We start from the raw sequence: 23,605 nt of genomic DNA on the forward strand, positions 1-23,605 counted from the left end.
GCGCGGGCCCACGCCCCGCCTCCGGCACAGGCTCCCTGCCCCGCCCGGTCACGGCCGCCGGCCCGGCCACGGCGCCGTTCACTGCTCGCTCCCGGTCGTGCGGCGCGTGCGGTTGCGGGTGGTGCGGGGACGGCGGTTGGCGGGGCGGGTGGTGATGCGCCTGCGGCGCGGCTCGCGGCGCCTGCGCTCCTCGCGCAGGCAGTGCCGCAGTCCCTCCGGGTCGATGCCCTCGTTGCACGCGTGGTGCAGCAGCTGGGCGAAGCGGTAGGAGCTGTCGGCCTGGAGGGCGAGTGTGAGCGCGACGCGGGCGGTCGGCTCGTCGCCGGTGGACCAGGAGACCCAGCCGGCCAGGGTGAGCGGCGCCGCCGCATGCTCCCCGTAGACCCCGACGCACCGGCGGGCCAGGGCGCGCCACAGCCGCAGCGCGGGCGCGGCCTCCTCGCCCTCCATCCATTCGGCGGCGACGTCGCGGATCTCCCGGTCCTGGAGTCCGAGGATCAGGGAGGCCGCCTCGTCGTGGCCGAGCAGCGCGTCGTCCCAGTCGTCGGCGCGGGGGCCGCCCTCGGCAGGCGGGGCGAGGGTGAGACGGTGCATCAGCTGCCGCGCCAGTGCCAGCGTCTCCGCTCCGACCTCCTCCTTGGTGGCGCCGTCGAGGATCCTCGGCACGAGGGAGACGGCCGCCCGGTCCAGGGCCTGCTCCTGCGCCTGCGCGGCCGGCCCGCGCAGCGGGGAGAGCCGCCGCTCGATGTCCTTGAGGGTGCCCCGGACATGGAGCCCGGCGTAGGTGGCGGCGGCCGCCATCACCGACGTGCCCGGCGGGGCGAGGACGGTGCCCTCCGCCGGGCAGCAGCGCGCGTCGGGGCAGCAGTACGACCAGTACCGGCCGTCCGAGATGCACAGCGCTTCGAGCACGGGGACGTCGAGGGCCCCACAGGCGATGCGGACCCGCTGGGCGAGCGGGCGCAGCCGGGTCATGACCCGCTGTCCGCCCTCGTCGCCGCGCGGGTCCTGGCACAGGTAGAGGACGATTCCGTCAGGCTTGCCCGCACGCCGCTCGCTGCCCCGGACGAGGCAGTCCGCGACCTGCCGGGCGATGTCCTCCCACTCCTCCGGCTCGGGCGGGATGCCGACGCGCAGCCGGCCGCCGAAGCGGCCGCCCTCGCCGTGCACGGCGACCATCACGAGGGAGTCGGTCGGGTGGAATCCGACCATGTAGGGCAGGGCGTCGGCCAGCTCGGCCGGGCCGCGCAGGGTGATCTGGGGGTCGGTGGAGGGGACGGACGGGTCACGGGGTTCGAGGTTCTTCGTCATGGCTCGAAGGTCCCGTGACCGCCCCGATCCCGAAAGCCCTGTGGATAACCTCCGGCACATGTTGTCCACAGCCCCGGGCCGGCATTGGCGCGATGTCGGAGCCATCGGGTTGCATGGGGGCATGAACGCAGACCTGAGGTCCTCGGCCGATTCCGTACTCGCCCGTCTCGTCGGCGACCCGACGGGCGCGGCTCGGCTGCGCGAGGACCAGTGGCGGGCGATCGAGGCCCTCGTCGCGCACAAGCGGCGCGCGCTGGTCGTGCAGCGCACCGGCTGGGGCAAGTCCGCGGTGTACTTCGTGGCGACGTCCCTGTTGCGGGCGGCCGGCGCGGGTCCCACGGTCATCGTCTCCCCGCTGCTCGCGCTGATGCGCAATCAGGTCGAGGCGGCGGCCCGGGCCGGCATCCACGCCCGGACCATCAATTCCGCCAACCCCGAGGAGTGGGAGGGCATCCAGGCCGAGGTCGCCGCGGGCGAGGTGGACGTCCTGCTGGTGAGCCCGGAGCGGCTGAACAACCCCGAGTTCCGGGACCAGGTGCTGCCGAAGCTGGCGGCGGCGACCGGGCTGCTGGTGGTGGACGAGGCGCACTGCATCTCCGACTGGGGGCACGACTTCCGCCCCGACTACCGCCGGCTGCGCACCATGCTGGCCGACCTGCCGCCGGGGGTGCCGGTCCTCGCGACCACCGCCACGGCCAACGCCCGGGTGACGGCGGACGTCGCGGAGCAGCTGGGCACGGGCGCCGGCACGGACGCGCTGGTGCTGCGGGGCGCGCTGGACCGGGAGAGCCTCAGCCTCGCGGTGCTGTCGCTGCCGGACGCGGCGCACCGGCTGGCCTGGCTCGCGGACCATCTGGGCGAGCTGCCCGGCTCGGGAATCATCTACACCCTGACGGTGGCCGCTGCCGAGGAGGTCACGGCGTACCTGCGCCACCGCGGGCACACCGTCGCCTCGTACACGGGCAGGACGGAGAACGCGGACCGCCAGCAGGCGGAGGACGACCTCCAGGCCAACCGGGTGAAGGCGCTGGTGGCGACCTCGGCACTGGGCATGGGCTTCGACAAGCCCGACCTGGGCTTCGTGGTGCACCTGGGTTCGCCGTCCTCACCCATCGCCTACTACCAGCAGGTCGGCCGGGCCGGCCGCGGCGTGGAGCACGCGGAGGTGCTGCTGCTGCCCGGCCGGGAGGACGAGGCGATCTGGAAGTACTTCGCCTCGGTGGCCTTCCCGCCGGAGGACCTCGTGCGGCGCACGCTGGAGGTGCTGGCGCAGGCGGGCCGGCCGCTGTCGCTGCCCGCGCTGGAGCCGCTGGTCGACCTGCGGCGCACCCGGCTGGAGACCATGCTCAAGGTGCTCGACGTGGACGGCGCGGTGCACCGGGTGAAGGGCGGCTGGACCGCCACCGGCGAGCCGTGGGTGTACGACGCCGAGCGCTACGCCTGGGTGGCCCGGCAGCGGGCGGCCGAGCAGCAGGCGATGCGGGACTACGCGGCGACGACGGGCTGTCGGATGGAGTTCCTGCGGCGCCAGTTGGACGACGAGGAGGCGGCGCCCTGCGGCCGCTGCGACAACTGCGCCGGGGCCCGCTTCACCGCTGACGTCTCGTCGGCCGCGCTGGACGTGGCCAAGGGCGAGCTGGGCCGGCCGGGTGTGGAGCTGGAGCCGCGCAAGATGTGGCCGACGGGCCTGGCGGCGGTCGGGGTGGACCTCAAGGGCCGGATCCCGGCCGGCGAGCAGGCGGCTACGGGGCGGGCCTTGGGACGGCTGTCGGACATCGGCTGGGGTAACCGGCTGCGTCCCCTGCTGGCCGCGCAGACCCCTGACGGTCCGGTACCGGACGATGTGGCGCAGGCGGTGGTGGCGGTCCTGGCCGACTGGGCGCGCGGCCCGGGTGGCTGGGCTTCGGGCGAGCCGGACGCTCCGGCCCGGCCGGTGGGGGTGGTGGCGCTCCCCTCGCGCACCCGGCCGGTGCTGATCGGCTCGTTGGCCGCACGGATCTCGGACATCGGCCGGATTCCGCTGCTGGGGTCGCTCTCCTACACCGACGCGGTGCCGGAATTCGGCCTCCCGTCGTCCAACAGCGCCCAGCGGGTACGGGGGCTCCACCAGGCCCTGACCGTGCCCCCTGCGCTGGCTGCGACGCTGGCCGGGGCGGCAGGCCCCGTCCTCCTCGTCGACGACCGCGCGGAGAGCGGATGGACCCTCGCCGTGGCCGCGCGGCTGCTCCGGCGGGCCGGCGCGAAGGAGGTGTTTCCGCTGGTCCTCGCGGTCCAGCCGTAGTCCGATGCGTCATCAGGCCCCCTGCGGGGCAAGGATATGAACGGCATACCGACCAATTCCGGTCGGCGTCGTCAATTGCTCGTTGCCGCACGCTCGTAGGCCACGCGAGAATTGGAGGGCTCCCGCTCGGCTCGTCGGCGCACTCACTGGGCCGCGCTGCGGCGCGCCCACATCCCAGCCTGCCCGTTCCGCGGGCGTGTACCCGAAGGGAGGACCGTGACCTTCGGATTCGCTCCGCCCGCCACCCCGTCCCTCGCGGCGGCCACCGGCGGCACCAGTCGGCACGGCAGGCTGCTGGAACCAGCCGAGTGGACGGCATCCGGGATTCCGCTGCTGCGCAATCCCCGCGAGGTCGTCAGCGGGCTGCACTCCCGGCACCGGCCCGTCCCCTCGACCGCGGTGATCGCCGTGCTCGGCCCCGAGGACCGCCTCGTCGCCAGTGCCTCGTTCGTCCAGCGGCCGGGCTCGGCGGACGGCTGGGAGTACCGCAACGCGCTGCTGGCCCGGCTGCGCAAGGTCATCCCGCACGACCTGCGCAGACGCACCCCGGTCCGGACCGCCGTACTGCTCTACTGCCGTGAGGGTGACGAGCGGTGGACCGAGGAGGACGGGGCCTGGATGTGGGGGCTGCGGGACGCCTGCACGCTGCACGGCCTGCGCTGCGGGGCGTACATCACCCTCACCGAGGACGGCTGGCAGGTGTTCGGCGAAGGCCGCGGCGGCCGACGGCCCAGCGCCCACTCGCGGCCGTTGCCGCTCGGCGACACGGCGGTGGACCCGGTTCCGCTGACCCTGCGCACGGGCGGCGGCGCGGCCGAGGCGCTGCGCCGTACCGCGGCACGCTGACCCGACGGGGCTGCGGGGAACTGACCCGACGGGGCGACGGGAACTGCCCCGACGTGGCGGCGGGGAGCTGACCCGGCGGGGCGGCGGGGATCCGCGAGAGCTTCAGCGGGGCCGGCCCGTGGCCCGCCCCGCCCCTCGCCCTCGTGCGGGTACGGGGCGTCAGACGCCCGCGCCCAGCACGGTGTTGATCTGCTTCGGGTCCCCGCACACGACCAGCAGTGCCCCGGCGCGCGCGAGCGCGACGGGCAGGGCGCCGGCAGCCGCCTCGGCCGGTCCGCCGTTGGCCGCGAACACGACGACCGGACGGCCGGCGGCACGCTGCGCGTGGGCGGCGTCGGCGTAGAAGACGTCGTCGCGGGCGTCGTGCTGGGCCCAGTACGCGGCTTCGCCGAAGGACAGCTCGTGCGCGGCCCACGGGTGGAGCTCACCGGTGGTCAGGACCAGGATGTCGCCGGGCGCCCGGCCCGTGTCGAGCAGCAGGTCGACGGCTTCCTCGGCCGCGTCCAGCGCGCCCTCGACCGAGGCCGGGATCAGCTGGATCTGCGGAACCGCGGCGGACACCGACGGCGCCGCACCGGAACCGGCAGAGGTGGAGTTGGCGGGACCGGCGGCCGCCGTGCGCTGCGCGGGCGGCGTGGGCCGGGAGGCACCGCCGGCGCGGCTCGCCGCTGCCGGGGAGGGGCCGGGACGCCCGGGCCGGGGCACGGCTGCGGGACGCGGACCAGGTACAGGGCGGGGGGTCGGCGCGGTGCGGCCTGCGGCCGGCGTGACGCGGGGACCCTGGGCACTCTCGTGAATCGGAGGCTCCTCGGGGGTGAGAGGCATGAGTTGACGTCTTTCAAACACCAGTACGAAACGTACCGGTCGGCGGTACTTGCGTGCGATCAGAAATCGAAGCCGAGTTGGCCTCCGTTTTCCAGCTCCAGCAATTCCTCGCTGCGGCGGACCTTCTTCAGGTGCCGCCACCGGGGCAGTGTGTCGAGGTAGGCCCACGACAGCCGGTGGTACGGAGTGGGCCCGAGGGCCTCGAGTGCCGCGCGGTGCACCGGGGAGGGGTAGCCGGCGTTGTCGCCGAAGGCGAAGTCCTCGAACCCTCCGCCCGGCCCGCCGAGCACGGCCATCATCCGGTCCCGCTCGACCTTGGCGATCACCGAGGCCGCCGCGACGGCGACGCAGCTCCGGTCGCCCTTGATGACCGTACGGACCTGCCACGGAGCGCCGAGGTAGTCGTGCTTGCCATCGAGGATCACCGCGTCGGGCCGCACGGGCAGCCCGTCCAGCGCGCGGACCGCGGCGAGCCGCAGGGCGGCCGTCATGCCCAGCTCGTCGATCTCCTCGGGGCTCGCGTGCCCGAGCGCGTGGGCCGTGACCCAGCCCGCGAGCACCACGGCGAGCTCGTCGCGGCGCTTGGGGGTCAGGAGCTTGGAGTCGGTGAGCCCCTCGGGCGGCCGGCGCAGGCCGGTGACAGCCGCGCACACGGTCACGGGCCCGGCCCATGCCCCTCGTCCGACTTCGTCGACCCCGGCGATGACCTTGGCGCCGGTGGTAGCGCGGAGGGAGCGTTCGACGGTGTGGGTGGGTGCTTCGTACGGCATGGCGCCAGCAAGATTACGCCGACCGGCACCCCGTGCGACACCCCGGGGCCGGGCCCGTTCACGCCTTGAGCAGCGGCACCAGTACCTGGTCGAGCATTTCGGCGATGTCGAGGTCCGTCCATTCGCTTCCGCACACTTTCGACCGGTACATCATCATCGCCGGAATGACGTCCACCACATAGTCGCCGGTGGCGTCGGGGCGGACGTCCCCCCGCACAATTCCGCGACCTACGAGGTCTCGCACATGCCGGGTCGACGGCTCGGTGACCACCGTACGGATCAGCTCATGGAACCGCTGCGCACTGACACTGTCGCATTCGTGAAGAAGCGACCGAAGTGCGGTCCCGGACCGCGAGTGCATGGCGTCACGCATCCTGCGGCACAGCAGCGCCAGATCCTCCCGGATCGAACCCTGGTCCGGGATCTCCCCCAGCGGGGGCATCCCGGCCTCCAGCACCGCGGCGACCAGGTCGGCCTTGGAGGGCCAGCGGCGGTAGACGGCCGCCTTGCCGGTCCGGGCGCCCGCCGCGACGCCCTCCATCGTGAGCCCGTTCCAGCCGACCGTGCTGAGCTGGTCCAGCGCGGAGTCGAGGATCGCCTGCACGAGTTGCTCGCCGCGCCGCCGGCCCGCGGACGACGGCGGCACCTCCGACCTGCCCGCGGACGACGGCGACACCCCCGACCTGCCCGAATCCACCATCTCCCGCACCTCCGCCCCGGCCCGTACGTCTGTCGTACAAGTTTTCAGCCGTAGTGAACGCTTGCGTTCACTAACTGACGCCTCCTACCGTGGAGCCGCAGTGAACGACTGCGTTCACTATTTCACTTCGGGGGGATCCTCAGTGACAAGCTCTCAACTCGCCGCGCCCCGGATACCGGGCGCGGCCCGGCGGCAGGGGCGCCCGGGGGTGGCGCTCGCCGTCATCGCCGCCTGCCAGCTCATGGTCGTCCTCGACGCGACCATCGTGAACATCGCCCTGCCGCACATCCAGACCGCCCTGTCCTTCTCCACCACCGACCTCTCCTGGGTGCTCAGCGCCTACACCCTCACCTTCGGCGGGCTGCTGCTGCTCGGCGGCCGGGCCGGCGACATCCTGGGCCGGCGCCGGGTCTTCATGGCCGGAATCCTGCTCTTCACCCTGGCCTCCCTGCTCGGCGGCTTCGCCCAGGAGCCCTGGCAGCTGCTCGCCGCCCGCGCCCTCCAGGGGGTCGGCGGCGCGATCGCCTCACCGACATCGCTGGCCCTGATCACCACCACGTTCGCCGAAGGCCCGGAACGCAACCGGGCCTTCGGCGTCTTCGCCGCCGTCTCCGCCGGCGGCGGCGCGATCGGGCTGCTCACGGGCGGCATGCTGACCGAATGGCTCGACTGGCGCTGGGTGCTCTTCGTCAACGTGCCGATCGGCGTGCTGATCGCCGTCCTCACCCCGCTCTACATCAACGAGTCGGAGCGCCACCCCGGCCGCTTCGACATCGCCGGCGCCCTCACCTCCACCGGCGGCATGGCCTCCCTCGTCTACGGCTTCATCCGGGCCTCCGAGGACGGCTGGCGCGACGGGCTGGCCCTCGCCTCCTTCGCCGCCGCCGTGGTGCTGCTCGTCCTGTTCGCCCTGATCGAGTCCCGGGCCCGCGAGCCGATCACCCCGCTGCGGATGTTCGCCGACCGCAACCGGGCCGGGACCTACGTGATCATGCTCGGCCTGGCCGCCGCGATGTTCGGCATGTTCTTCTTCATCGTCCAGTTCGTGCAGAACGTCCTGGGCTTCTCGCCCATCTCCTCCGGCATCGCCTTCCTGCCGGTCACCGTGGCGATCGTGACGGCCGCCGGCCTCTCGCAGCGCTTCCTGCCGCGCTTCGGCCCCAAGCCGTTCATGGTCGTCGGCTCGGCCCTGACCGGCACCGGACTGGCCTGGCTGACCTTCATCGACACCGACAGCAGCTACCTCACCGGGGTACTCGGCCCGATGCTGCTCTTCGGCTTCGGCATGGGCCTGAACTTCGTCACCCTCACCCTCACCGCCGTCTCCGGCGTGGCACCGCACGAGGCGGGCGCCGCGTCCGGGCTGCTCAACGCCAGCCAGCAGGTGGGCGGCTCGCTCGGCCTGTCCATCCTGGTCACCGTGTTCGGCACCGCGAGCCGGACGGAGGGCGAGAAGCAGGCGGCGGCCTTCCTCGCACAGGCGGACCCCGAGCAGCAGGCGGCGTTCCTGGAGACCCGCCGGCTGCCCGACCCGTGGGCCGACGCCGTGCTGACCCAGGGGATCTCCACCGCGTTCCTGGCCGCCGTGGCCATGGCGGGGCTCGCGCTGCTCACCGCGCTGCTGGTGATCCGCGTACGCAAGAGCGACCTGGAGGCCCTCAACGGCAGCGCCGCGGGGGCGGGTCCGGTGGCCTGAGGCCGTCCGGACCGCGGGACTGCGCACGCCTCGTACGGCACGCCGCCGCCGTACGGGGCGTGCCGTACGAAGCGTCGCGTACGAGGCATGGCGTACACGTACGAAGCGTGGCGTGGCGTGCGTACGAAGCGTGCGTGCGTGCCGTACGAAGCGTGCGTGCGTGCCGTACGAGGCGTGCGCTCAGTACTCGATCCGGCTGCCGAACGTGCCCAGCTTGGAGCACGTCGAGTACGAGGCGGTCACCGGGCGGTCGGCCAGGATCCGCTTCGCCCGCTCCTCACCGAGGCTCGTGGCGTACCAGGGCTTGCGGCCGGCGTCCGACAGCTCGTCGTTGATGCCGCGCAGGGCGCAGGAGCGGTGGGGTTCGGGCAGCCGGTCGAGGGCCGGCACCGCGTCCGCCGACAGGTCCTGGAAGTAGGCGAGGTCGATCTTGCGGTCCTGCTGGAAGCGCGCCACGTTCTTCTCCGCGACCATCCCGTCCGGGGAGAGCAGCCCGAACGCCAGGACGGCGGCCCCCGCACTCGCCACGACCGCGCGCGGCAGCCAGCGCGCGCCGAACAGCCCGGCCGCCAGGATCAGTACGATCACCAGCCCGAGCCACAGCTCCATCGCGGCCACCGAAATGCGCAGCCGGGTCAGCCCGTACGCGTCGACGTACAGGTCCATGCGCCGCAGCGCGGAGGCGACCACGACGAGCGTGAGCAGGCAGAGCGTGCCGAGCACGGCGCGGACCAGCCGCTTGTCGGCGGCTCCGGCACGCGGGGCCCAGCGCAGGGCCAGGGCGATCACGACGAGCGTGAGCAGGGTGGCCCACAGCAGCTGCCAGAAGCCTTGGCGGGCGTACTGGGAATAGGTCAGGCCCGTGTGCTCCAGGACCTTGGCGTAGCCGCCGAACAGGACGGTCAGCTGGACGGCGTTGAAGCCGGCGAAGAGCAGGTTCAGGACGATCAGCGGGAGCGACCACTCCACGCGGGAGCGCGGCCGGCCAGGGGTCACCTTGATCCGGTCCCAGCGCAGCGGGGCCGCCGCGGCGCGGGCGGCGGCGAGCGCGACCAGCAGGCCGAACAGGAAGAGCACGACGCGCAGCGGGCTGTCGCCGACGGTCACGTCCGGGGTCAGACCGCCCAGGAGATCCGCGAAGGCGGCGTCGGCGGAGGCGAAGAGCGCACCGAAGAGCAGGAGCAGGACGAGGGCGACGGCGACGGCCCGCACGACCGGCCACCAGCGGTCCCGGCTGCCGTTGCTGCGCTCGCGCAGTCCGGCCCAGGCCCACTGCACACCGGTCGGGGCCGCGTCGAAGAAGCCGAGCGGGCTGAGCAGTACGCCCGGCCACGTGCGGCTGCCGTAGAGGGCCAGCGCACCGAGTCCTACGGCGGCCAGCACGGCGAGGCCGACCGGCCAGGCGGAGTCGCGCAGGGCGGGCACGGCGAGCAGGGCGACACAGCCGAGGGACCAGGCCAGGGTCCAGGGTCGCGGGGCCCGGCCGGCGGCGCGGGCGGCGACGTACGCGGCGGCGACGGCCGGTACGACGGCGAGCAGCAGGCCCGGTCCGAGCCCGTCGCCGAGCAGCAGGGCGGCGGCCACGCTGCGGCGGCCGCCGCGGGCGGCGGGCCGGGGCTCTTCGGTGCGGGGCGGGGGTACGGCACTCACATACCCCACTATCCCTCAGGCACCGCCCGGCATGCGCCGGGGGGGATGCCTCAGGCGCCGTGGAGGCGGTTCGCCGCGCTGACGGCCCGCAGGACGGCGGACGCCTTGTTGCGGCACTCGGTGTCCTCGGCCTCGGGCCGGGAGTCGGCGACCACTCCGGCGCCGGCCTGCACGTACGCCGTCCCGTCGCGCAGCAGCGCGGTGCGGATGGCGATGGCGGTGTCGGAGTCCCCGGCGAAGTCGAGGTAGCCGACGCAGCCGCCGTACAGCCCGCGGCGGGTGGGCTCCAGCTCCTCGATGATCTGCATGGCGCGCGGCTTGGGCGCGCCGGACAGGGTGCCGGCCGGGAAGCAGGCGGTGAGCACGTCGAAGGCGGTCTTCCCCTCGGCCACCTGCCCGGTGACCGTGGAGACGATGTGCATGACGTGCGAGTACCGCTCGATCGACATGAAGTCGACCACCTCGACCGAGCCGGGCTCGCAGACCCGGCCCAGGTCGTTGCGGCCCAGGTCGACGAGCATGAGGTGCTCGGCCCGCTCCTTGGGGTCGGCGAGCAGTTCCTCGGCGAGGTCGTGGTCCTCCTGCGGGGTGGCGCCGCGGTGCCGGGTGCCGGCGATGGGGTGCACCATGGCGCGGCCGTCCTCGACCTTGACCAGGGCCTCCGGGCTGGAGCCGACGACGTCGAAGCCGTTCTCGAAGCGGAAGAGGTACATGTACGGGGACGGGTTGGTGGCCCGCAGGACGCGGTAGACGTCGAGCGCGGAGGCGGCGCAGGGGGTCTCGAACCGCTGCGAGGGCACCACCTGGAAGGCCTCGCCGGCGCGGATGCGCTCCTTGATGTCCTCGACGGCGTCCTGGTAGGCCGCGCCGCCCCACAGCGCGGTGACGGTGCCGTCCTCGAAGCCGGGCGGCACGGAGGCGGGCAGCGGGGTCGGGGTGTACGGGGCGGGCCGCGCGAGGTCGGCCTCCATGGCGTCGAGCCGGGCCACCGCGTCCGCGTACGCCTCGTCCACGCCGGTGTCGAGGGCGTTGTGGTTGATGGCGTTGGCGATGAGCAGGACCGTGCCGTCCCAGTGGTCGAGGACCGCCAGGTCGGAGGTGAGCAGCATGGTCAGCTCGGGCAGCTGGAGGTCGTCGCGGGCGTGGTCGCCGATGCGCTCCAGGCGGCGGACGATGTCGTAGCCCAGGTAGCCGACCATGCCGCCGGTGAAGGGGGGCATCGCCTCGCCGAGGAGCGAGGTCAGGTCGCGGGGGGTGTGCAGGGCCTCGACGGTGGCGCGCAGGGCGTCGAGCGGGTCGCCGCCGGTGGGTACGCCGACGGGGGCGGTGCCGATCCAGTGCGCCTGGCCGTCGCGGACGGTCAGGGTGGCGTCGGAGCGCACCCCGACGAAGGAGTAGCGGGACCAGGAGCGACCGTTCTCGGCGGACTCCAGCAGGAAGGTGCCGGGGCGTTCGGCGGCCAGCTTGCGGTAGAGACCGACGGGGGTGTCCCCGTCCGCCAGCAGCCGGCGGCTGACGGGGATGACGCGGCGGTCGGCCGCGAGCTTGCGGAACGTCTCAAGATCCATGGGGTGGGACCCTACCTATGCCTGTACGGCGTCGTCGGCGAGCGGAAGGACGTCGGCGTCGAAGCAGGTGCGGGCCCCCGTGTGGCAGGCCGCGCCGACCTGGTCGACCTTCACGAGCACGGTGTCCGCGTCGCAGTCCAGGGCGACGGACTTCACGTGCTGGAAGTGGCCGGAAGTGTCCCCCTTGACCCAGTACTCCCCGCGGCTGCGGGACCAGTACGTGCAGCGGCCCGTGGTCAGGGTGCGGTGCAGGGCCTCGTCGTCCATCCAGCCGAGCATGAGCACCTCACCGGTGTCGTACTGCTGGGCGATCGCGGGCACCAGGCCGTCCGGGGAGCGCTTGAGCCGGGCGGCGATGGCGGGATCGAGGCTGCTGGGTCGGGGGGACGTACTCATGGGGCCATTGTGCCGGGCGAGGGTCCGGGTCACGGCCCGCTGTCCGCCTGATGGGCAGGCACGGGAGGGTTTCCGGACGTAGGCTTGCCGCCATGTCGACGCATGCGAAGCGCGAACGCCTGTTGCTGGCGGACCTGTTGGAGGAAGCCGGAGCGGGAGCCCCCACCTTGTGCGAGGGCTGGACCTGCCGTGACCTGGCCGCGCACGTGGTGGTGCGGGAGCGCCGCCCGGACGCGGCGGGCGGCCTGCTGCTGAACGTGCTCAAGGCGCGGCTGGACCAGGCCATGGACGAGTACACGGCCAAGCCGTACGAGGAGTTGCTGCGGCTGATCCGCACCGGGCCGCCGCGGATGTCGGTGTACGCGCTGAAGCAGATCGACGAGGCGGCCAACGCGGTGGAGTTCTTCGTCCACGCCGAGGACGTGCGCCGGGCCCAGCCCGACTGGAGTCCGCGGGAGCTGGACCCGGTCTTCTCCGACGTGCTGTGGTCCCGGCTGGAGAAGCTGGCCCGGCTGACGGGCCGGCGCTCGCCGGTCGGCCTGGTGCTGCGGCGCCCGGACGGGCAGACGGCGGTGGCGCACAAGGGGGTGCCGGTGGTGACGGTGATCGGTGAGCCGGGGGAGCTGACGCTGTTCTGCTTCGGGCGGCAGGCCGCGGCGAAGGTCGAGCTGGAGGGCGAGGAGGAGGCCGTGGCCAAGCTGACGGCGGCGAAGCTCGGCATCTGACCCTGCGGGGCTGTTCCCCACCCCGCCCCTTCCCGTAACCGGGGGCTCCGCCCCCGGACCCCCGCGCCTCAAACGCCGGCGGGGCTGGATATGCCGCGCAGCGGCACATTCCAGCCCGCGCGGCGTTTGAGCGCACCGGGCGCGAAGCGCACGGAACGGGGTCCGGGGCGGCAGCCCCGGTTTCGGGAAGGGGCGGGGAGGGGAATGGCTCCGCGCAGCGGATCGCGGAGGCTCAGCGGACCGGGTGGCCGGCCTCGCGCAAGGTCTGCTTGACCTCCGAGATGCGCAGGTCACCGAAGTGGAAGACCGACGCGGCCAGCACCGCGTCCGCGCCCGCGGCGACGGCCGGCGGGAAGTCGGCCAGCTTGCCCGCGCCGCCGGAGGCAATCACCGGGACGGTCACGTGCTTGCGGACCGCCGCGATCATCTCGACGTCGTAGCCGTCCTTGGTACCGTCGGCGTCCATCGAGTTCAGCAGGATTTCGCCCGCGCCCAGCTCGGCCGCCCGGTGCGCCCACTCGACCGCGTCGAGGCCGGTGCCCTTGCGGCCGCCGTGCGTGGTGACCTCGAAGGAGCCCGACGGGGTGCGGCGGGCGTCGACCGACAGGACCAGGACCTGGCGGCCGAAGCGTTCGGCGATCTCCTGGATGAGCTCGGGGCGGGCGATGGCGGCGGTGTTGACGCCGACCTTGTCCGCGCCGGCCCGCAGCAGCTTGTCCACGTCCTCGGCGGTGCGTACGCCGCCGCCCACGGTGAGCGGGATGAAGACCTGCTCGGCGGTGCGGCGCACCACGTCGTACGTGGTCTCGCGGTTCCCGGACGAGGCGGTGATGTCGAGGAAGGTCAGCTCGTCGGCGCCCTCGGCGTCGTAGAGCTTGGCCATCTCCACCGGGTCGCCGGCGTCGCGCAGGTTCTGGAAGTTGACGCCCTTGACGACGCGGCCGTTGTCCACGTCCAGGCAGGGGATCACCCGTACGGCGAGGGTCATGACGACGCTCCTTCGGCTCCGCCCCGGAAGGCTTCGAGCTCTACTTCGACCAGGATGCGCGGGTCGACGAACCCCTCGACCACGAGCAGGGTGGCGGCCGGGCGGACCGCGTCGAACAGTTCGGCGTGGGCCCGGCCCACGGCGTCGACGTCGCGGACGTGCGTCAGGTACATCCGGGTGCGGATCACCGACTCCGGGCCCAGGCCGAACTCCGTCAGCGCCTCCAGCGCATGGCCGAACGCCGCCCGCGCCTGCTCGTACGGGTCGCCCTCGCCGTGCAGCACCGAGCCCTTGAAGGCGGTGGTGCCGCCCACCACGACCCGGTCGCCGGCCGCGACGGCCCGGGCGAAGCCGATCACGTCCTCCCAGGGGGAGCCGGACTGCACCCGGCGGATGCCCTCGCTCATGCCGAGACCACCTCCAGCGCCTCCTGCAGGGTGAAGGCCTTGGCGTACAGGGCCTTGCCGACGATCGCGCCCTCGACGCCCTCGGCGGTCAGGCCGGACAGGGCACGCAGGTCGTCGAGCGAGGAGACGCCTCCGGAGGCGACGACCGGGCGGTCGGTGGCGGCGCAGACGTTCCGCAGCAGTTCCAGGTTGGGGCCGGTCAGAGTGCCGTCCTTGCCGATGTCGGTGACGACGTAGCGGGCGCAGCCCTCGGAGTCGAGGCGGGCCAGGGTCTCGTAGAGGTCGCCGCCCTCGCTGGTCCAGCCGCGGCCCTTGAGGGTCGTGCCGACCACGTCCAGGCCGACCGCGATCTTCTCGCCGTGCTCGGCGATGACCTTGGCGACCCACTCGGGGGTCTCCAGCGCGGCGGTGCCCAGGTTGACCCGGGTGCAGCCGGTGGCGAGGGCCGCGGCCAGGGTGGCGTCGTCGCGGATGCCGCCGGACAGCTCGACCTTGATGTCCATGGCCCCGGTGATCTCGGCGACGAGCGCGCGGTTGTCGCCGGTGCCGAAGGCGGCGTCGAGGTCGACCAGGTGCAGCCATTGGGCGCCGGCGGACTGCCAGGCCAGGGCCGCCTGGAGCGGGGAGCCGTAGGAGGTCTCGGTGCCGGACTCGCCGTGGACGAGGCGGACGGCCTGGCCGTCGCGGACGTCCACGGCGGGCAGCAGCTCAAGCGTGTTCGGCATCAGAGGGTCTCGATCCAGTTGGTGAGGAGCTGGGCGCCGGCGTCGCCGGACTTCTCCGGGTGGAACTGCGTGGCCCACAGGGCCGCGTTCTCGACCGCGGCGACGAACGGCTCGCCGTGCGTGGCCCAGGTGACCATGGGGGCGCGCATGTTCGGGTTGCCCACCTCCAGGGTCCAGTCGCGGACGCCGTAGGAGTGGACGAAGTAGAACCGCGTGTCGGCGTCGATGCCGGCGAAGGCCTGGCTGTCCTCGGGGGCGCGGACGGTGTTCCACCCCATGTGCGGGACGATCGGCGCCCGGAGCGGCTCGACCGTGCCGGGCCACTCGTTGAGGCCGTCGGTCTCGACACCGTGCTCGATGCCGCGCTCGAAGAGGATCTGCATGCCGACGCAGATGCCCATGACCGGGCGGCCGCCGGACAGCCGGCGGTCGATGATCCAGTTGCCGCGGGCGGCCGTCAGGCCCTGCATGCAGGCGGAGAAGGCGCCGACGCCCGGCACGAGGAGGCCGTCGGCGTCCATCGCCTTGTCGTAGTCGCGGGTGATCTCGACGTCCGCGCCGACCCGTGCGAGGGCGCGCTCGGCGGAGCGGACGTTGCCGAAGCCGTAGTCGAAGACCACGACGTTCTTCTTGCTCATCCCCAGATTCCTTGGATCCGCAGGACTCCGGCGAGCAGACACATCGCGGAGCCGATGGCGAGCAGCAGGACGACCGACTTGGGCATCTGCTGCTTCTGGAACGAGTAGACGCCGCCGGCCAGGAAGAGGCCGACGACGATCAGGACGGTGGACAGACCGGTCACGGCTACAGGGCGCCCTTCGTGGAGGGGAGGATGCCGGCGGCGCGCGGGTCGCGCTCCGAGGCGTAGCGCAGGGCCCGGGCCAGCGCCTTGAACTGGCATTCCACGATGTGGTGGGCGTTGCGGCCGTACGGGACGTGGACGTGCAGGGCGATCTGCGCCTGCGCCACGAACGACTCCAGGATGTGCCGGGTCATCGTGGTGTCGTACTCGCCGATCATCGGCGCCATGTTCTCGGGCTCGGTGTGCACGAGGTAGGGGCGGCCGGAGAGGTCGACGGTGACCTGGGCGAGGGACTCGTCCAGCGGGACGGTGCAGTTGCCGAAGCGGTAGATGCCCACCTTGTCGCCGAGGGCCTGCTTGAAGGCGGCGCCCAGCGCGAGGGCGGTGTCCTCGATGGTGTGGTGGGAGTCGATGTGCAGGTCGCCGTCGGTCTTGACCGTGAGGTCGAACAGGCCGTGGCGGCCGAGCTGGTCGAGCATGTGGTCGTAGAAGCCCACGCCGGTGGACACGTCGACCTTGCCGGTGCCGTCGAGGTCTATCTCGACGAGGACCGATGTCTCCTTCGTGGTCCGTTCGACCCGTCCGATGCGGCTCATGCCTGCTGCTCCTTCTTCAGTGCGCGAACCGCTTCCAGGAACGCGTCGTTCTCTGCCGGGGTGCCGGCGGTGACCCTCAGCCGTCCGGGCACGCCGTTGTCCCTGACCAGGACACCGTGGGCGAGGATCTGCTGCCAGGCGGTGTGGGCGTCCGCGAACGTGCCGAACTGCACGAAGTTCGCGTCGGAGTCGGTCACCTCGTAGCCGATGGCCCGCAGTTCGGCGACCAGCCGGTCCCGCTCGGCCTTGAGCTGCTCGACGTAGCCGAGCAGGGTGTCGGTGTGCTCCAGGGCGGCCAGGGCCGTGGCCTGGGTGACGGCCGACAGGTGGTACGGCAGGCGCACCAGCTGGACCGCGTCCACGACGGCGGGGTGCGCGGCCAGGTAGCCCAGGCGCAGGCCGGCCGCGCCGAAGGCCTTGGACATGGTCCGGGAGATCACCAGGTTCGGCCGGCCCTCGATGAGGGGCAGCAGGGAGTCCCGGTGGGAGAACTCCACGTACGCCTCGTCCACGACGACCAGCGAGGGCTTGGCCTCCTGCGCCGCCTCGTACAGGGCGAGGACGGTCCCGGCGTCGACCGCCGTGCCGGTGGGGTTGTTGGGCGAGGTGATGAAGACGACGTCGGGGGCGTGCTCGGCGATGGCCCGCGCGGCGGCCTCCACATCGAGGCGGAAGTCCTCGTTGCGCGGCCCGGAGATCCAGCCGGTGCCGGTGCCGCGGGCGATCAGCGAGTGCATCGAGTACGAGGGCTCGAAGCCGATCGCGGTCCGGCCGGGGCCGCCGAAGGTCTGGAGCAGCTGCTGGAGGACCTCGTTGGAGCCGTTGGCGGCCCAGACGTTTTCCATGCCGACCGGGTGTTTGCCCGTGCGGGTGAGGTACTTCGCGAGCTCGGTGCGCAGCTCGACCGCGTCCCGGTCGGGGTAGCGGTTGAGGGTGCGGGCGGCCTCGGCGACGCGCTCGGCGATCCGCCGCACCAGCGGCTCGGGCAGCGGGTACGGGTTCTCGTTGGTGTTGAGCTGGACGGGCACGTCGAGCTGCGGGGCGCCGTACGGGGACTTGCCGCGCAGCTCGTCCCGGACGGGCAGGTCGTCGATCCCGATCGCGGTTCCGGTCATGCGGAGGGCACCTTCCAGTGGAAGCGGGCCTTCAGGGCCGCTCCGTGCGCGGGCAGGTCCTCGGCCTCGGCCAGCGTCACCACGTGGTGGGTGACCTCGGCGAGGGCGTCGCGCGTGTAGTCGACGATGTGGATGCCGCGCAGGAAGGACTGCACGGACAGGCCCGAGGAGTGGCAGGCGCAACCGCCGGTGGGCAGCACGTGGTTGGAGCCGGCGCAGTAGTCGCCGAGCGAGACCGGGGCCCAGGGGCCGACGAAGATCGCTCCCGCGTTGCGGACCCGGGCGGCCAGGGCGGCGGCGTCGGCGGTCTGGATCTCCAGGTGCTCGGCGCCGTACGCGTCGACGACCTTCAGGCCGTCCTCCAGGTCGCGGACCAGGACGATCGCGGACTGCTTGCCGGCCAGGGCGGGGACGATCCGGTCGTCGATGTGCTTGGACGCGGCGACCTGGGTCCTGAGCTCGGCCGAGGTGGCCTCGGCCAGCTCCTCGGAGTCGGTGACCAGGACGGCCGCGGCCATCGGGTCGTGCTCGGCCTGGCTGATCAGGTCGGCGGCGACGTGCACCGGGTCGGCGGTGGAGTCGGCGAGGATCGCGATCTCGGTCGGGCCGGCCTCGGCGTCGATGCCGATGCGGCCCTTGAGGAGCCGCTTGGCCGCGGCCACGTAGATGTTGCCGGGGCCGGTGACCAGGTTGACCGGCTCGCAGCCGTCGGGGCCCTTGGTGCCGTAGGCGAACATGGCGATCGCCTGGGCGCCGCCGGCGGCGTACACCTCGTCGACGCCGAGCAGTGCGCATGCGGCGAGGATCGTCGGGTGTGGCAGGCCGCCGAAGTCGCTCTGCGGCGGGGACGAGACCGCCACGCTCTCGACGCCGGCCTCCTGTGCCGGGACGACGTTCATGACGACGGAGGACGGATAGACCGACCGGCCGCCGGGCACGTAGAGGCCCACGCGCTCGACCGGAACCCACTTCTCGGTCACGGTGCCGCCGGGCACGACCTGGGTGGTGTGGTCGGTACGGCGCTGCTCGCGGTGCACGAGCCGGGCGCGCCGGATCGACTCCTCCAGGGCGGCGCGGACGGCCGGGTCGAGCTGTTCCAGGGCCTCGGTCAGGGCCTGTGCGGGCACCCTGACCTGCTCCAGCTTCACCCCGTCGAACTTCTCCGCGTACTCGATCAGCGCCGCCGTGCCGCGATGATGCACGTCCTCGCAGATGGGCCGCACTTTCTCCAGTGCGGCTTCCACGTCGAACTCGGCACGGGGCAGCAGGTCGCGCAGGGCGCCGCCCTCGGGGAGGGCGTCACCGCGCAGGTCGATACGAGAGATCACGTCCCAATTCTCTCAGACCTGCTCACGCGACCGTTCGTCCGTATCACTGGCTGATACGCGTCCCGGCTGTCACTGCGGGGGACTAGCGTTCGAGCAGGGGAAGTGATCAGCGGAGGGGGGCCGCCATGACTCAGGTGCGGGCGGAGGAGCGGCCGGCGGATCTGTCCGCGTCCGAAGAGCGCATGTGGGAGGCGTTCCGTACGGGCCGCATGTGCGACCTCAGCACCCGCGTGCCGGCGCAGGACGACCCGATGTCGGACCTGCTCTGGGGCCCGGAGCGGAGCGTGCGGGCGGAGGTCGTGGGCCTGCTGCTGCTCCACGGCCCGCCGCCGGTGCCGGGCCGGGTGGCGTCGCTGAAGCTGCGCGGGGCGCGGATCACCGGGCGCCTGGACCTCTCGGGCGGCACCGTCGAGCCGTACGTCGAGCTGCAGTCGTGCCGCTTCGACAGCGAGGTGCAGCTCTCCGAGACCCGCTTCGTGACGCTGCGCATGATCAGCTGCTCGATCCCCCGGCTGGACGCGGCCCGGCTGCACACCGAGGGGGACCTGCACCTGCCGCGCTGCCGGGTGGCGCGCGGGATCCGGCTCACCGACGCGCAGATCGGCACGGACCTGCTGATCAGCCAGGCGGTGGTGCGGCGCGACAGCAGGGGCCGGGCGATCGCCGCCGACGGCATGTCGGTCGCCCAGGACTTCCAGGCCGAGCTGCTGCACACGTACGGCGAGGTCAGCCTGCGGGGAGCGAAGGTCGGGGTGTCGATGAGCCTGCGCGGGGCGCTCCTGAGCAATCCGCACGGGCGGCGCGCGCTCAACGCGCCCCAGCTCACCGTCGAGCGGACCCTGTACCTGACCTCGGTCGTGCTGGACCGGGCCGGCGGCGACCCGACGTCCACTCCCCCGTACGGCATGGGCCAGACCCCGGCCCGCGGCCAGCCGGCCCGGCGGTTCGAGTGCCGGGGCGGGCTGCGGCTGGACGACGGGCGGTTCGGGGACGCCGTGGACTTCTACGGCGCCCGCTTCGTGCTCACCGCCGAGCAGGAGGTGTCCCTGCGGCGGATCCAGACGCCGGAGTTCCGCTTCGTCGGCGAGGCCCCGGAGCAGGGCCGGGTGGTGGTCTCGGGGGCGAAGGTGGTCAAGCTGGTGGACCTGTCCACGAGCTGGCCGGGCCCGGGCCGGCTGTCGATCGAGGGCTTCCAGTACGACAACCTCGCGCCGCGCGGTCATTTCCCGCTGGCGCGCCGGCTGGCCTGGCTGGAGGCGGCCACCCCGGAGTACAACCCGGAGCCGTACGAGCGGCTGGCGAGCGTGCTGCGTGCGAGCGGCGAGGACGCGGACGCCCGGGAGGTGCTGCTGGCCAAGCAGCGCCGGCGGCGGCCGACGCTGCCTCCGGCGGCGAGGCTGTGGGGCCACCTCCAGGACTGGACGGTGGCGTACGGCTACCGGCCGGGCAAGGCGGCCATGTGGATGGCGGTGCTGTGGGCTGCGGGCGCCCTGCTGTTCTCCGGCCTGGAGCCGCAGGCCCTCAAGCCGGGCGAGGCGCCGGTGTGGAACCCCGCCCTGTTCGCGCTCGACCTGCTGCTGCCGGTGGTCGACCTCGGCCAGCAGGGGTACTGGCGGCTGACCGGGCCCTGGCAGTGGGGCGCGGCCGTGCTCGTCATGCTCGGGTGGATCCTGGCCACGACGGTGGCGGCGGGCGCCTCCCGGCTGCTGCGACGGGGGTGACCCGGTCTGCGCCCGGGCGATTACCCTGTGCGTCGTGACCACCGTTCGCCTGCCGCTCTTCCCGCTGAACTCGGTGCTGTTCCCGGGGCTCGTGCTCCCGCTGAACGTCTTCGAGGAGCGTTATCGCGCCATGATGCGCGAGCTGCTGAAGACGGGCGACGACGAGCCGCGCCGCTTCGCCGTCGTCGCGATCCGCGACGGCCGCGAGGTGGCACCGACCGCGCCCGGCATGCCGGACCAGACCGCCCTGCCCGAACGGGGACCGACGGCCGGCTTCGGCGCGGACCCGATCCAGGCGTTCCACCGGGTCGGCTGCATCGCGGACGCGGCGACCATCCGGGAGCGCGAGGACGGCAGCTTCGAGGTGCTGGCCACCGGTACGACCCGGGTCCGGCTGCTGTCGGTGGACGCGTCCGGCCCGTACCTGACGGCCGAGCTGGAGGAGCTCCCCGAAGACCCCGGCGACGGCGCGGGCGCACTGGCGGAGGGGGTCCTGCGGGCCTTCCGCGCCTACCAGAAGCGGCTCGCCGGGGCGCGCGAGCGCTCGCTGGCCACCGCCGCGGAACTGCCCGACGAGCCGTCGGTGGTCTCGTACCTGGTCGCGGCGGCGGCGGTGCTGGACATCCCGTCGAAGCAGCGGCTGCTCCAGGCGCCGGACACGGCGACGCGGCTGGCGGAGGAGCTGAAGCTGCTGCGGCACGAGACCGCGGTGATCCGCCACCTGCCGTCCCTGCCGATGACGGACCTGACCCGGACCCCGACGAACCTGAACTGACCGGGCCGGCAGTCAGGCAGGCAGGCAGGTAGCAGCGGAAGCGGAAGCGAGTGCGCATGGCGAAGAAGTCCAAGGCCGCGGCGGGCACCCCCGCACTGACCGCCGTCACGGCGGCGGGGATCGACCACACGGTCCACTCCTACGAGCACGACCCCGCCCACCCCTCGTACGGCGAGGAGGCGGCCGAGGCCCTCGGGGTCTCCCCCGCGCAGGTCTTCAAGACGCTGGTCGCCGAGGTGGACGGCGAGCTGACGGTGGCCGTGGTGCCGGTGTCGGGCTCGCTGGACCTGAAGGCGCTCGCGGCGGCGGTGGGCGGCAAGCGGGCCGCGATGGCGGATCCGGTGCTGGCGGAGCGGACGACGGGGTATGTGCGGGGCGGGATCTCGCCGCTGGGGCAGCGGAAGCGGCTGCGGACGGTGGTGGACGTGTCTGCGGCGGGCTTCGCGACGGTGTGCGTCTCGGCCGGGCGGCGGGGCCTGGAGGTCGAGCTGGCCCCTGCGGACCTGGCCACCCTCACGAGCGCAACCCTCGCCCCGATCGCCCGGCCCTGAGCCGGGGCGGGCACCGCTGCGCGGGGCCTTTCCCCACCCCGCCCCTTCCCGTAACCGGGGCTCCGCCCCAGACCCTCCCCCAGACTCCGTCCGGGGGTACCCCCACGCCTCAAACGCCGGCGAGGCTGGATCGTGCCCCGTAAGGGGCGCGGGGAACTGCGCGACCAGCCACAACGGGCGGTCAGATCCGCCACGGCCGGCAAGGCCCTGGGCAGCGGTCAGCGGGGCGGCTCCGGCTCGGCCTGGTTCCTCGGCTTCGCCGGGGCTGCGGGGCCCGGCCCCGCATGGACGTGGGCCGGCGGGTAGACCCCGCCCCACGAGAAGCCCGGCGCAGCCACGACCTCCCGCGGAGCCCACAACGCCGTCATCCCCAGGTGCACGAGAATCGCTACCATCGGCCACACCAGCAGCACCCCGTGCGCCAGCAACTGCAGCGGCGCATCGAACGGCACCCCCTTGCCCGCCTCCGCCGCCGCCACCGCGACGTCCCGCGCGGGCCCCAGCCGCAGCCCCAGGCGCCAGCCCACGAGGGAGGCGAAGCCGGAGCCGAGCGCCAGGCCGATGACGAGCGGTACGCCGCCGCGGCGGCGCCACAGGAAGGTGGCGACGGCGCTCAGCACGCCCAGCCCGGCAGCCAGCAGGAAGAACGTCCCGTCGGCCCCGATCCGGGCCTCGCTCTCGGTGTCGCTCAGGAACACCGCCTGCCCGTTGGAGACGAACTGCATGCGCGGGGCGAGCCAGGCCCACAGCACGCCGAGCAGCACGCCGGCCACCCCGACGACGAGGGTGACGGCGGCGGCGTCGCGGATGTCGGCCGCAGTGATCCTTCCGTGCCCCGGTTCGGACGCGGGGACGGGATAGGACGGTGCTGCGGCGGAGAACGGCGGCTGCGGCTGCGGCTGCGGGGTCACGGCTTCGGTCACCCTCACATCGTGCCAGGTGGAGCCGCCGGAGGCGTCAGCGGACCGCCGCCCGCCGGTACGCCCAGGTCGCGAGCGCCAGCGACAGCACGCCCACCGCGCCGCAGATTCCGAGGTCCAGGCCCACCGCGGCCCAGTCCGGATCCGGGGCGAAGGTGCGGGCGAAGGCCTCCACGCCGTACGTGGACGGCAGCAGGTCCCGGGCCCAGCCGATGACCTGCGGCATCCGCTCGGGCGGCAGGACGCCGAGCAGCAGCGCCGCGGACATGCCGAGCTGGCCCGCGAGGGTGGCCAGCTCCTGCCGCGGGGCGAGCAGGCCCAGTGCGGCGCCGAGGCCGGCCAGGGCGGCGCCCGCGAGCGGGACCACCAGGAGCAGGATCCACAGCCCGCCCATCGGCAGGCCGAACAGGACGCAGCCGAAGAGCGCGGTGACGAGCGTGCCGGGCAGGGTGAAGGAGGCGTAGGCCGCGGCGGCGCCCAGCACGACCGAGGCGGGGGGCACCGGCAGGGTGGCGTAGTGGTCGAGCCCGCCGCCCGCCCGCAGCTGGCCGAAGTACTGGGCGAGCAGGTTCAGCGCGACGAAGGCGACGACGAGCACGGAGGAGCCGGCCACGACCGCCCGCGCCTCGGAGCCGCCGTCCACCACGCCCCGCATCAGGATCATGATCCCGACGGACTGGAAGGTGGCCACGAACAGCAGCGGGATCCGGGCCACCCGGGCCCGCGAGAGCTGCGCCCGGTAGACCGCGGCAAGCGCGGGCCACAACCGGGCAGCCGGAGCCAACGGAGCCGGCGCTTGCGCGCCGCCTCCGCGGAACTCGGTGCCAGCCGCCGCCGGGACGGCCACCGGGACCGGGGTCCCGTCGGCAGCGGCCGGGGCGGCGGTCCCGGCCGCCGCCGGACCCGTGC

General features: G+C 73.5%; 24 protein-coding genes. 7 read left to right on the forward strand and 17 right to left on the reverse strand.

Annotated features, from left to right (window positions below):
- Positions 1-78: 78 nt before the first annotated feature.
- Positions 79-1,311 carry a DUF4192 domain-containing protein gene (locus GPJ59_RS15295; RefSeq protein WP_219667680.1) on the reverse strand — a complete coding sequence of 411 codons (1,233 nt, stop codon included), beginning with the start codon at positions 1,309-1,311 and terminating at the stop codon, positions 79-81.
- A gap of 121 nt (positions 1,312-1,432) precedes the next feature.
- Between GPJ59_RS15295 and GPJ59_RS15300 the strand changes: the two genes are divergently transcribed.
- Both GPJ59_RS15300 and GPJ59_RS15305 read left to right on the forward strand, forming a co-directional pair.
- Complete coding sequence (locus GPJ59_RS15300; protein ID WP_219667681.1) at positions 1,433-3,592, forward strand: RecQ family ATP-dependent DNA helicase; 2,160 nt, start codon at positions 1,433-1,435, stop codon at positions 3,590-3,592.
- Between the two features lie 216 nt (positions 3,593-3,808).
- Positions 3,809-4,438, forward strand: coding sequence for a hypothetical protein (locus GPJ59_RS15305; RefSeq protein WP_219667682.1), 630 nt, complete (start codon positions 3,809-3,811; stop codon positions 4,436-4,438).
- Between the two features lie 159 nt (positions 4,439-4,597).
- Here GPJ59_RS15305 and GPJ59_RS15310 read toward each other — a convergent pair whose 3' ends face one another.
- The 3 genes from GPJ59_RS15310 to GPJ59_RS15320 are packed head-to-tail and all read right to left on the reverse strand — an operon-like array spanning position 4,598 to position 6,637.
- Complete coding sequence (locus tag GPJ59_RS15310) at positions 4,598-5,263, reverse strand: hypothetical protein (RefSeq protein ID WP_219667683.1); 666 nt, start codon at positions 5,261-5,263, stop codon at positions 4,598-4,600.
- A 59-nt stretch (positions 5,264-5,322) separates the two neighbouring features.
- Positions 5,323-6,033 carry a ribonuclease HII gene (locus GPJ59_RS15315; protein ID WP_219667684.1) on the reverse strand — a complete coding sequence of 237 codons (711 nt, stop codon included), beginning with the start codon at positions 6,031-6,033 and terminating at the stop codon, positions 5,323-5,325.
- Positions 6,034-6,091: 58 nt separating this feature from the next.
- Positions 6,092-6,637 carry a TetR/AcrR family transcriptional regulator gene (locus GPJ59_RS15320; protein WP_308120308.1) on the reverse strand — a complete coding sequence of 182 codons (546 nt, stop codon included), beginning with the start codon at positions 6,635-6,637 and terminating at the stop codon, positions 6,092-6,094.
- Between the two features lie 238 nt (positions 6,638-6,875).
- On the opposite strand from GPJ59_RS15320, the gene GPJ59_RS15325 reads away from it, so the two are divergent.
- Positions 6,876-8,429, forward strand: coding sequence for an MFS transporter (locus GPJ59_RS15325; RefSeq protein WP_219667686.1), 1,554 nt, complete (start codon positions 6,876-6,878; stop codon positions 8,427-8,429).
- Positions 8,430-8,609: 180 nt separating this feature from the next.
- Here GPJ59_RS15325 and GPJ59_RS15330 read toward each other — a convergent pair whose 3' ends face one another.
- The 3 genes from GPJ59_RS15330 to hisI are packed head-to-tail and all read right to left on the reverse strand — an operon-like array spanning position 8,610 to position 12,043.
- Positions 8,610-10,079, reverse strand: a complete 1,470-nt coding sequence (locus GPJ59_RS15330; protein WP_374200855.1) for a DUF4153 domain-containing protein — start codon at positions 10,077-10,079, stop codon at positions 8,610-8,612.
- 50 nt (positions 10,080-10,129) lie between these two features.
- Positions 10,130-11,647, reverse strand: coding sequence for an anthranilate synthase component I (locus GPJ59_RS15335; RefSeq protein ID WP_219667687.1), 1,518 nt, complete (start codon positions 11,645-11,647; stop codon positions 10,130-10,132).
- Positions 11,648-11,662: 15 nt separating this feature from the next.
- A complete protein-coding gene (hisI, locus tag GPJ59_RS15340; protein WP_219667688.1) occupies positions 11,663-12,043 on the reverse strand; it encodes a phosphoribosyl-AMP cyclohydrolase in 381 nt (126 codons plus the stop codon).
- A 92-nt stretch (positions 12,044-12,135) separates the two neighbouring features.
- Here hisI and GPJ59_RS15345 point away from each other — a divergent pair, with 92 nt between their 5' ends.
- Complete coding sequence (locus GPJ59_RS15345; RefSeq protein ID WP_219667689.1) at positions 12,136-12,768, forward strand: TIGR03085 family metal-binding protein; 633 nt, start codon at positions 12,136-12,138, stop codon at positions 12,766-12,768.
- Positions 12,769-13,000: 232 nt separating this feature from the next.
- On the opposite strand, the gene hisF is transcribed toward GPJ59_RS15345, so the two are convergent.
- The 8 genes from hisF to hisD are packed head-to-tail and all read right to left on the reverse strand — an operon-like array spanning position 13,001 to position 18,729.
- Complete coding sequence (hisF, locus tag GPJ59_RS15350) at positions 13,001-13,756, reverse strand: imidazole glycerol phosphate synthase subunit HisF (RefSeq protein ID WP_219667690.1); 756 nt, start codon at positions 13,754-13,756, stop codon at positions 13,001-13,003.
- Complete coding sequence (locus tag GPJ59_RS15355; RefSeq protein WP_219667691.1) at positions 13,753-14,163, reverse strand: RidA family protein; 411 nt, start codon at positions 14,161-14,163, stop codon at positions 13,753-13,755. Before GPJ59_RS15355 ends, hisF begins: the two co-directional genes overlap by 4 nt.
- Positions 14,160-14,888 (reverse strand): bifunctional 1-(5-phosphoribosyl)-5-((5-phosphoribosylamino)methylideneamino)imidazole-4-carboxamide isomerase/phosphoribosylanthranilate isomerase PriA, encoded by a 729-nt coding sequence (gene priA, locus GPJ59_RS15360; protein WP_219667692.1) that lies wholly within the window; start codon positions 14,886-14,888, stop codon positions 14,160-14,162. Before priA ends, GPJ59_RS15355 begins: the two co-directional genes overlap by 4 nt.
- A complete protein-coding gene (gene hisH, locus GPJ59_RS15365; protein ID WP_219667693.1) occupies positions 14,888-15,526 on the reverse strand; it encodes an imidazole glycerol phosphate synthase subunit HisH in 639 nt (212 codons plus the stop codon). Before hisH ends, priA begins: the two co-directional genes overlap by 1 nt.
- The gene (locus tag GPJ59_RS15370) at positions 15,523-15,690 is read right to left on the reverse strand and encodes a hypothetical protein (RefSeq protein ID WP_219667694.1); all 168 of its coding nucleotides are present in this window, start codon (positions 15,688-15,690) and stop codon (positions 15,523-15,525) included. Before GPJ59_RS15370 ends, hisH begins: the two co-directional genes overlap by 4 nt.
- Before the next feature lie 2 nt (positions 15,691-15,692).
- A complete protein-coding gene (hisB, locus tag GPJ59_RS15375) occupies positions 15,693-16,286 on the reverse strand; it encodes an imidazoleglycerol-phosphate dehydratase HisB (protein WP_125645881.1) in 594 nt (197 codons plus the stop codon).
- On the reverse strand, positions 16,283-17,401 hold the full coding sequence (locus GPJ59_RS15380) for a histidinol-phosphate transaminase (protein ID WP_219667695.1): 1,119 nt from the start codon (positions 17,399-17,401) through the stop codon (positions 16,283-16,285). Before GPJ59_RS15380 ends, hisB begins: the two co-directional genes overlap by 4 nt.
- Positions 17,398-18,729, reverse strand: coding sequence for a histidinol dehydrogenase (gene hisD / locus GPJ59_RS15385; protein WP_219667696.1), 1,332 nt, complete (start codon positions 18,727-18,729; stop codon positions 17,398-17,400). Before hisD ends, GPJ59_RS15380 begins: the two co-directional genes overlap by 4 nt.
- 125 nt (positions 18,730-18,854) lie before the next feature.
- Between hisD and GPJ59_RS15390 the strand changes: the two genes are divergently transcribed.
- Genes GPJ59_RS15390 through ybaK form a run of 3 tightly spaced genes read left to right on the forward strand, consistent with a single transcriptional unit; the run spans position 18,855 to position 21,776 of the window.
- Positions 18,855-20,450 carry an oxidoreductase gene (locus tag GPJ59_RS15390; RefSeq protein ID WP_219667697.1) on the forward strand — a complete coding sequence of 532 codons (1,596 nt, stop codon included), beginning with the start codon at positions 18,855-18,857 and terminating at the stop codon, positions 20,448-20,450.
- Positions 20,451-20,484: 34 nt separating this feature from the next.
- Positions 20,485-21,225: an LON peptidase substrate-binding domain-containing protein gene (locus tag GPJ59_RS15395; protein WP_219667698.1), complete on the forward strand. Its 741-nt coding sequence runs from the start codon at positions 20,485-20,487 to the stop codon at positions 21,223-21,225.
- A 56-nt stretch (positions 21,226-21,281) separates the two neighbouring features.
- Entirely contained in the window at positions 21,282-21,776 is a 495-nt protein-coding gene (gene ybaK / locus GPJ59_RS15400; protein WP_219667699.1) for a Cys-tRNA(Pro) deacylase, read from the forward strand.
- A 218-nt stretch (positions 21,777-21,994) separates the two neighbouring features.
- Here ybaK and GPJ59_RS15405 read toward each other — a convergent pair whose 3' ends face one another.
- Both GPJ59_RS15405 and GPJ59_RS15410 read right to left on the reverse strand, forming a co-directional pair.
- Positions 21,995-22,699, reverse strand: coding sequence for a DUF2567 domain-containing protein (locus GPJ59_RS15405; RefSeq protein WP_219667700.1), 705 nt, complete (start codon positions 22,697-22,699; stop codon positions 21,995-21,997).
- Positions 22,700-22,733: 34 nt separating this feature from the next.
- Positions 22,734-23,543: an ABC transporter permease gene (locus tag GPJ59_RS15410; RefSeq protein WP_219667702.1), complete on the reverse strand. Its 810-nt coding sequence runs from the start codon at positions 23,541-23,543 to the stop codon at positions 22,734-22,736.
- Positions 23,544-23,605 lie beyond the last annotated feature (62 nt).

The sequence above is a fragment of the Streptomyces bambusae genome (assembly GCF_019400985.1).
GTDB lineage: Bacteria > Actinomycetota > Actinomycetes > Streptomycetales > Streptomycetaceae > Streptomyces > Streptomyces bambusae_A.

Coding starts and splice junctions, on each gene's coding strand:
- GPJ59_RS15295 (WP_219667680.1), bottom strand. CDS start 1,311: ATGACGAAGAACCTCGAACCCCGTGACCCGTCCGTCCCCTCCACCGAC.
- GPJ59_RS15300 (WP_219667681.1), top strand. CDS start 1,433: ATGAACGCAGACCTGAGGTCCTCGGCCGATTCCGTACTCGCCCGTCTC.
- GPJ59_RS15310 (WP_219667683.1), bottom strand. CDS start 5,263: ATGCCTCTCACCCCCGAGGAGCCTCCGATTCACGAGAGTGCCCAGGGT.
- GPJ59_RS15315 (WP_219667684.1), bottom strand. CDS start 6,033: ATGCCGTACGAAGCACCCACCCACACCGTCGAACGCTCCCTCCGCGCT.
- GPJ59_RS15335 (WP_219667687.1), bottom strand. CDS start 11,647: ATGGATCTTGAGACGTTCCGCAAGCTCGCGGCCGACCGCCGCGTCATC.
- hisI (WP_219667688.1), bottom strand. CDS start 12,043: ATGAGTACGTCCCCCCGACCCAGCAGCCTCGATCCCGCCATCGCCGCC.
- GPJ59_RS15345 (WP_219667689.1), top strand. CDS start 12,136: ATGTCGACGCATGCGAAGCGCGAACGCCTGTTGCTGGCGGACCTGTTG.
- hisF (WP_219667690.1), bottom strand. CDS start 13,756: ATGACCCTCGCCGTACGGGTGATCCCCTGCCTGGACGTGGACAACGGC.
- GPJ59_RS15355 (WP_219667691.1), bottom strand. CDS start 14,163: ATGAGCGAGGGCATCCGCCGGGTGCAGTCCGGCTCCCCCTGGGAGGAC.
- priA (WP_219667692.1), bottom strand. CDS start 14,888: ATGCCGAACACGCTTGAGCTGCTGCCCGCCGTGGACGTCCGCGACGGC.
- hisH (WP_219667693.1), bottom strand. CDS start 15,526: ATGAGCAAGAAGAACGTCGTGGTCTTCGACTACGGCTTCGGCAACGTC.
- hisB (WP_125645881.1), bottom strand. CDS start 16,286: ATGAGCCGCATCGGACGGGTCGAACGGACCACGAAGGAGACATCGGTC.
- GPJ59_RS15380 (WP_219667695.1), bottom strand. CDS start 17,401: ATGACCGGAACCGCGATCGGGATCGACGACCTGCCCGTCCGGGACGAG.
- GPJ59_RS15390 (WP_219667697.1), top strand. CDS start 18,855: ATGACTCAGGTGCGGGCGGAGGAGCGGCCGGCGGATCTGTCCGCGTCC.
- ybaK (WP_219667699.1), top strand. CDS start 21,282: ATGGCGAAGAAGTCCAAGGCCGCGGCGGGCACCCCCGCACTGACCGCC.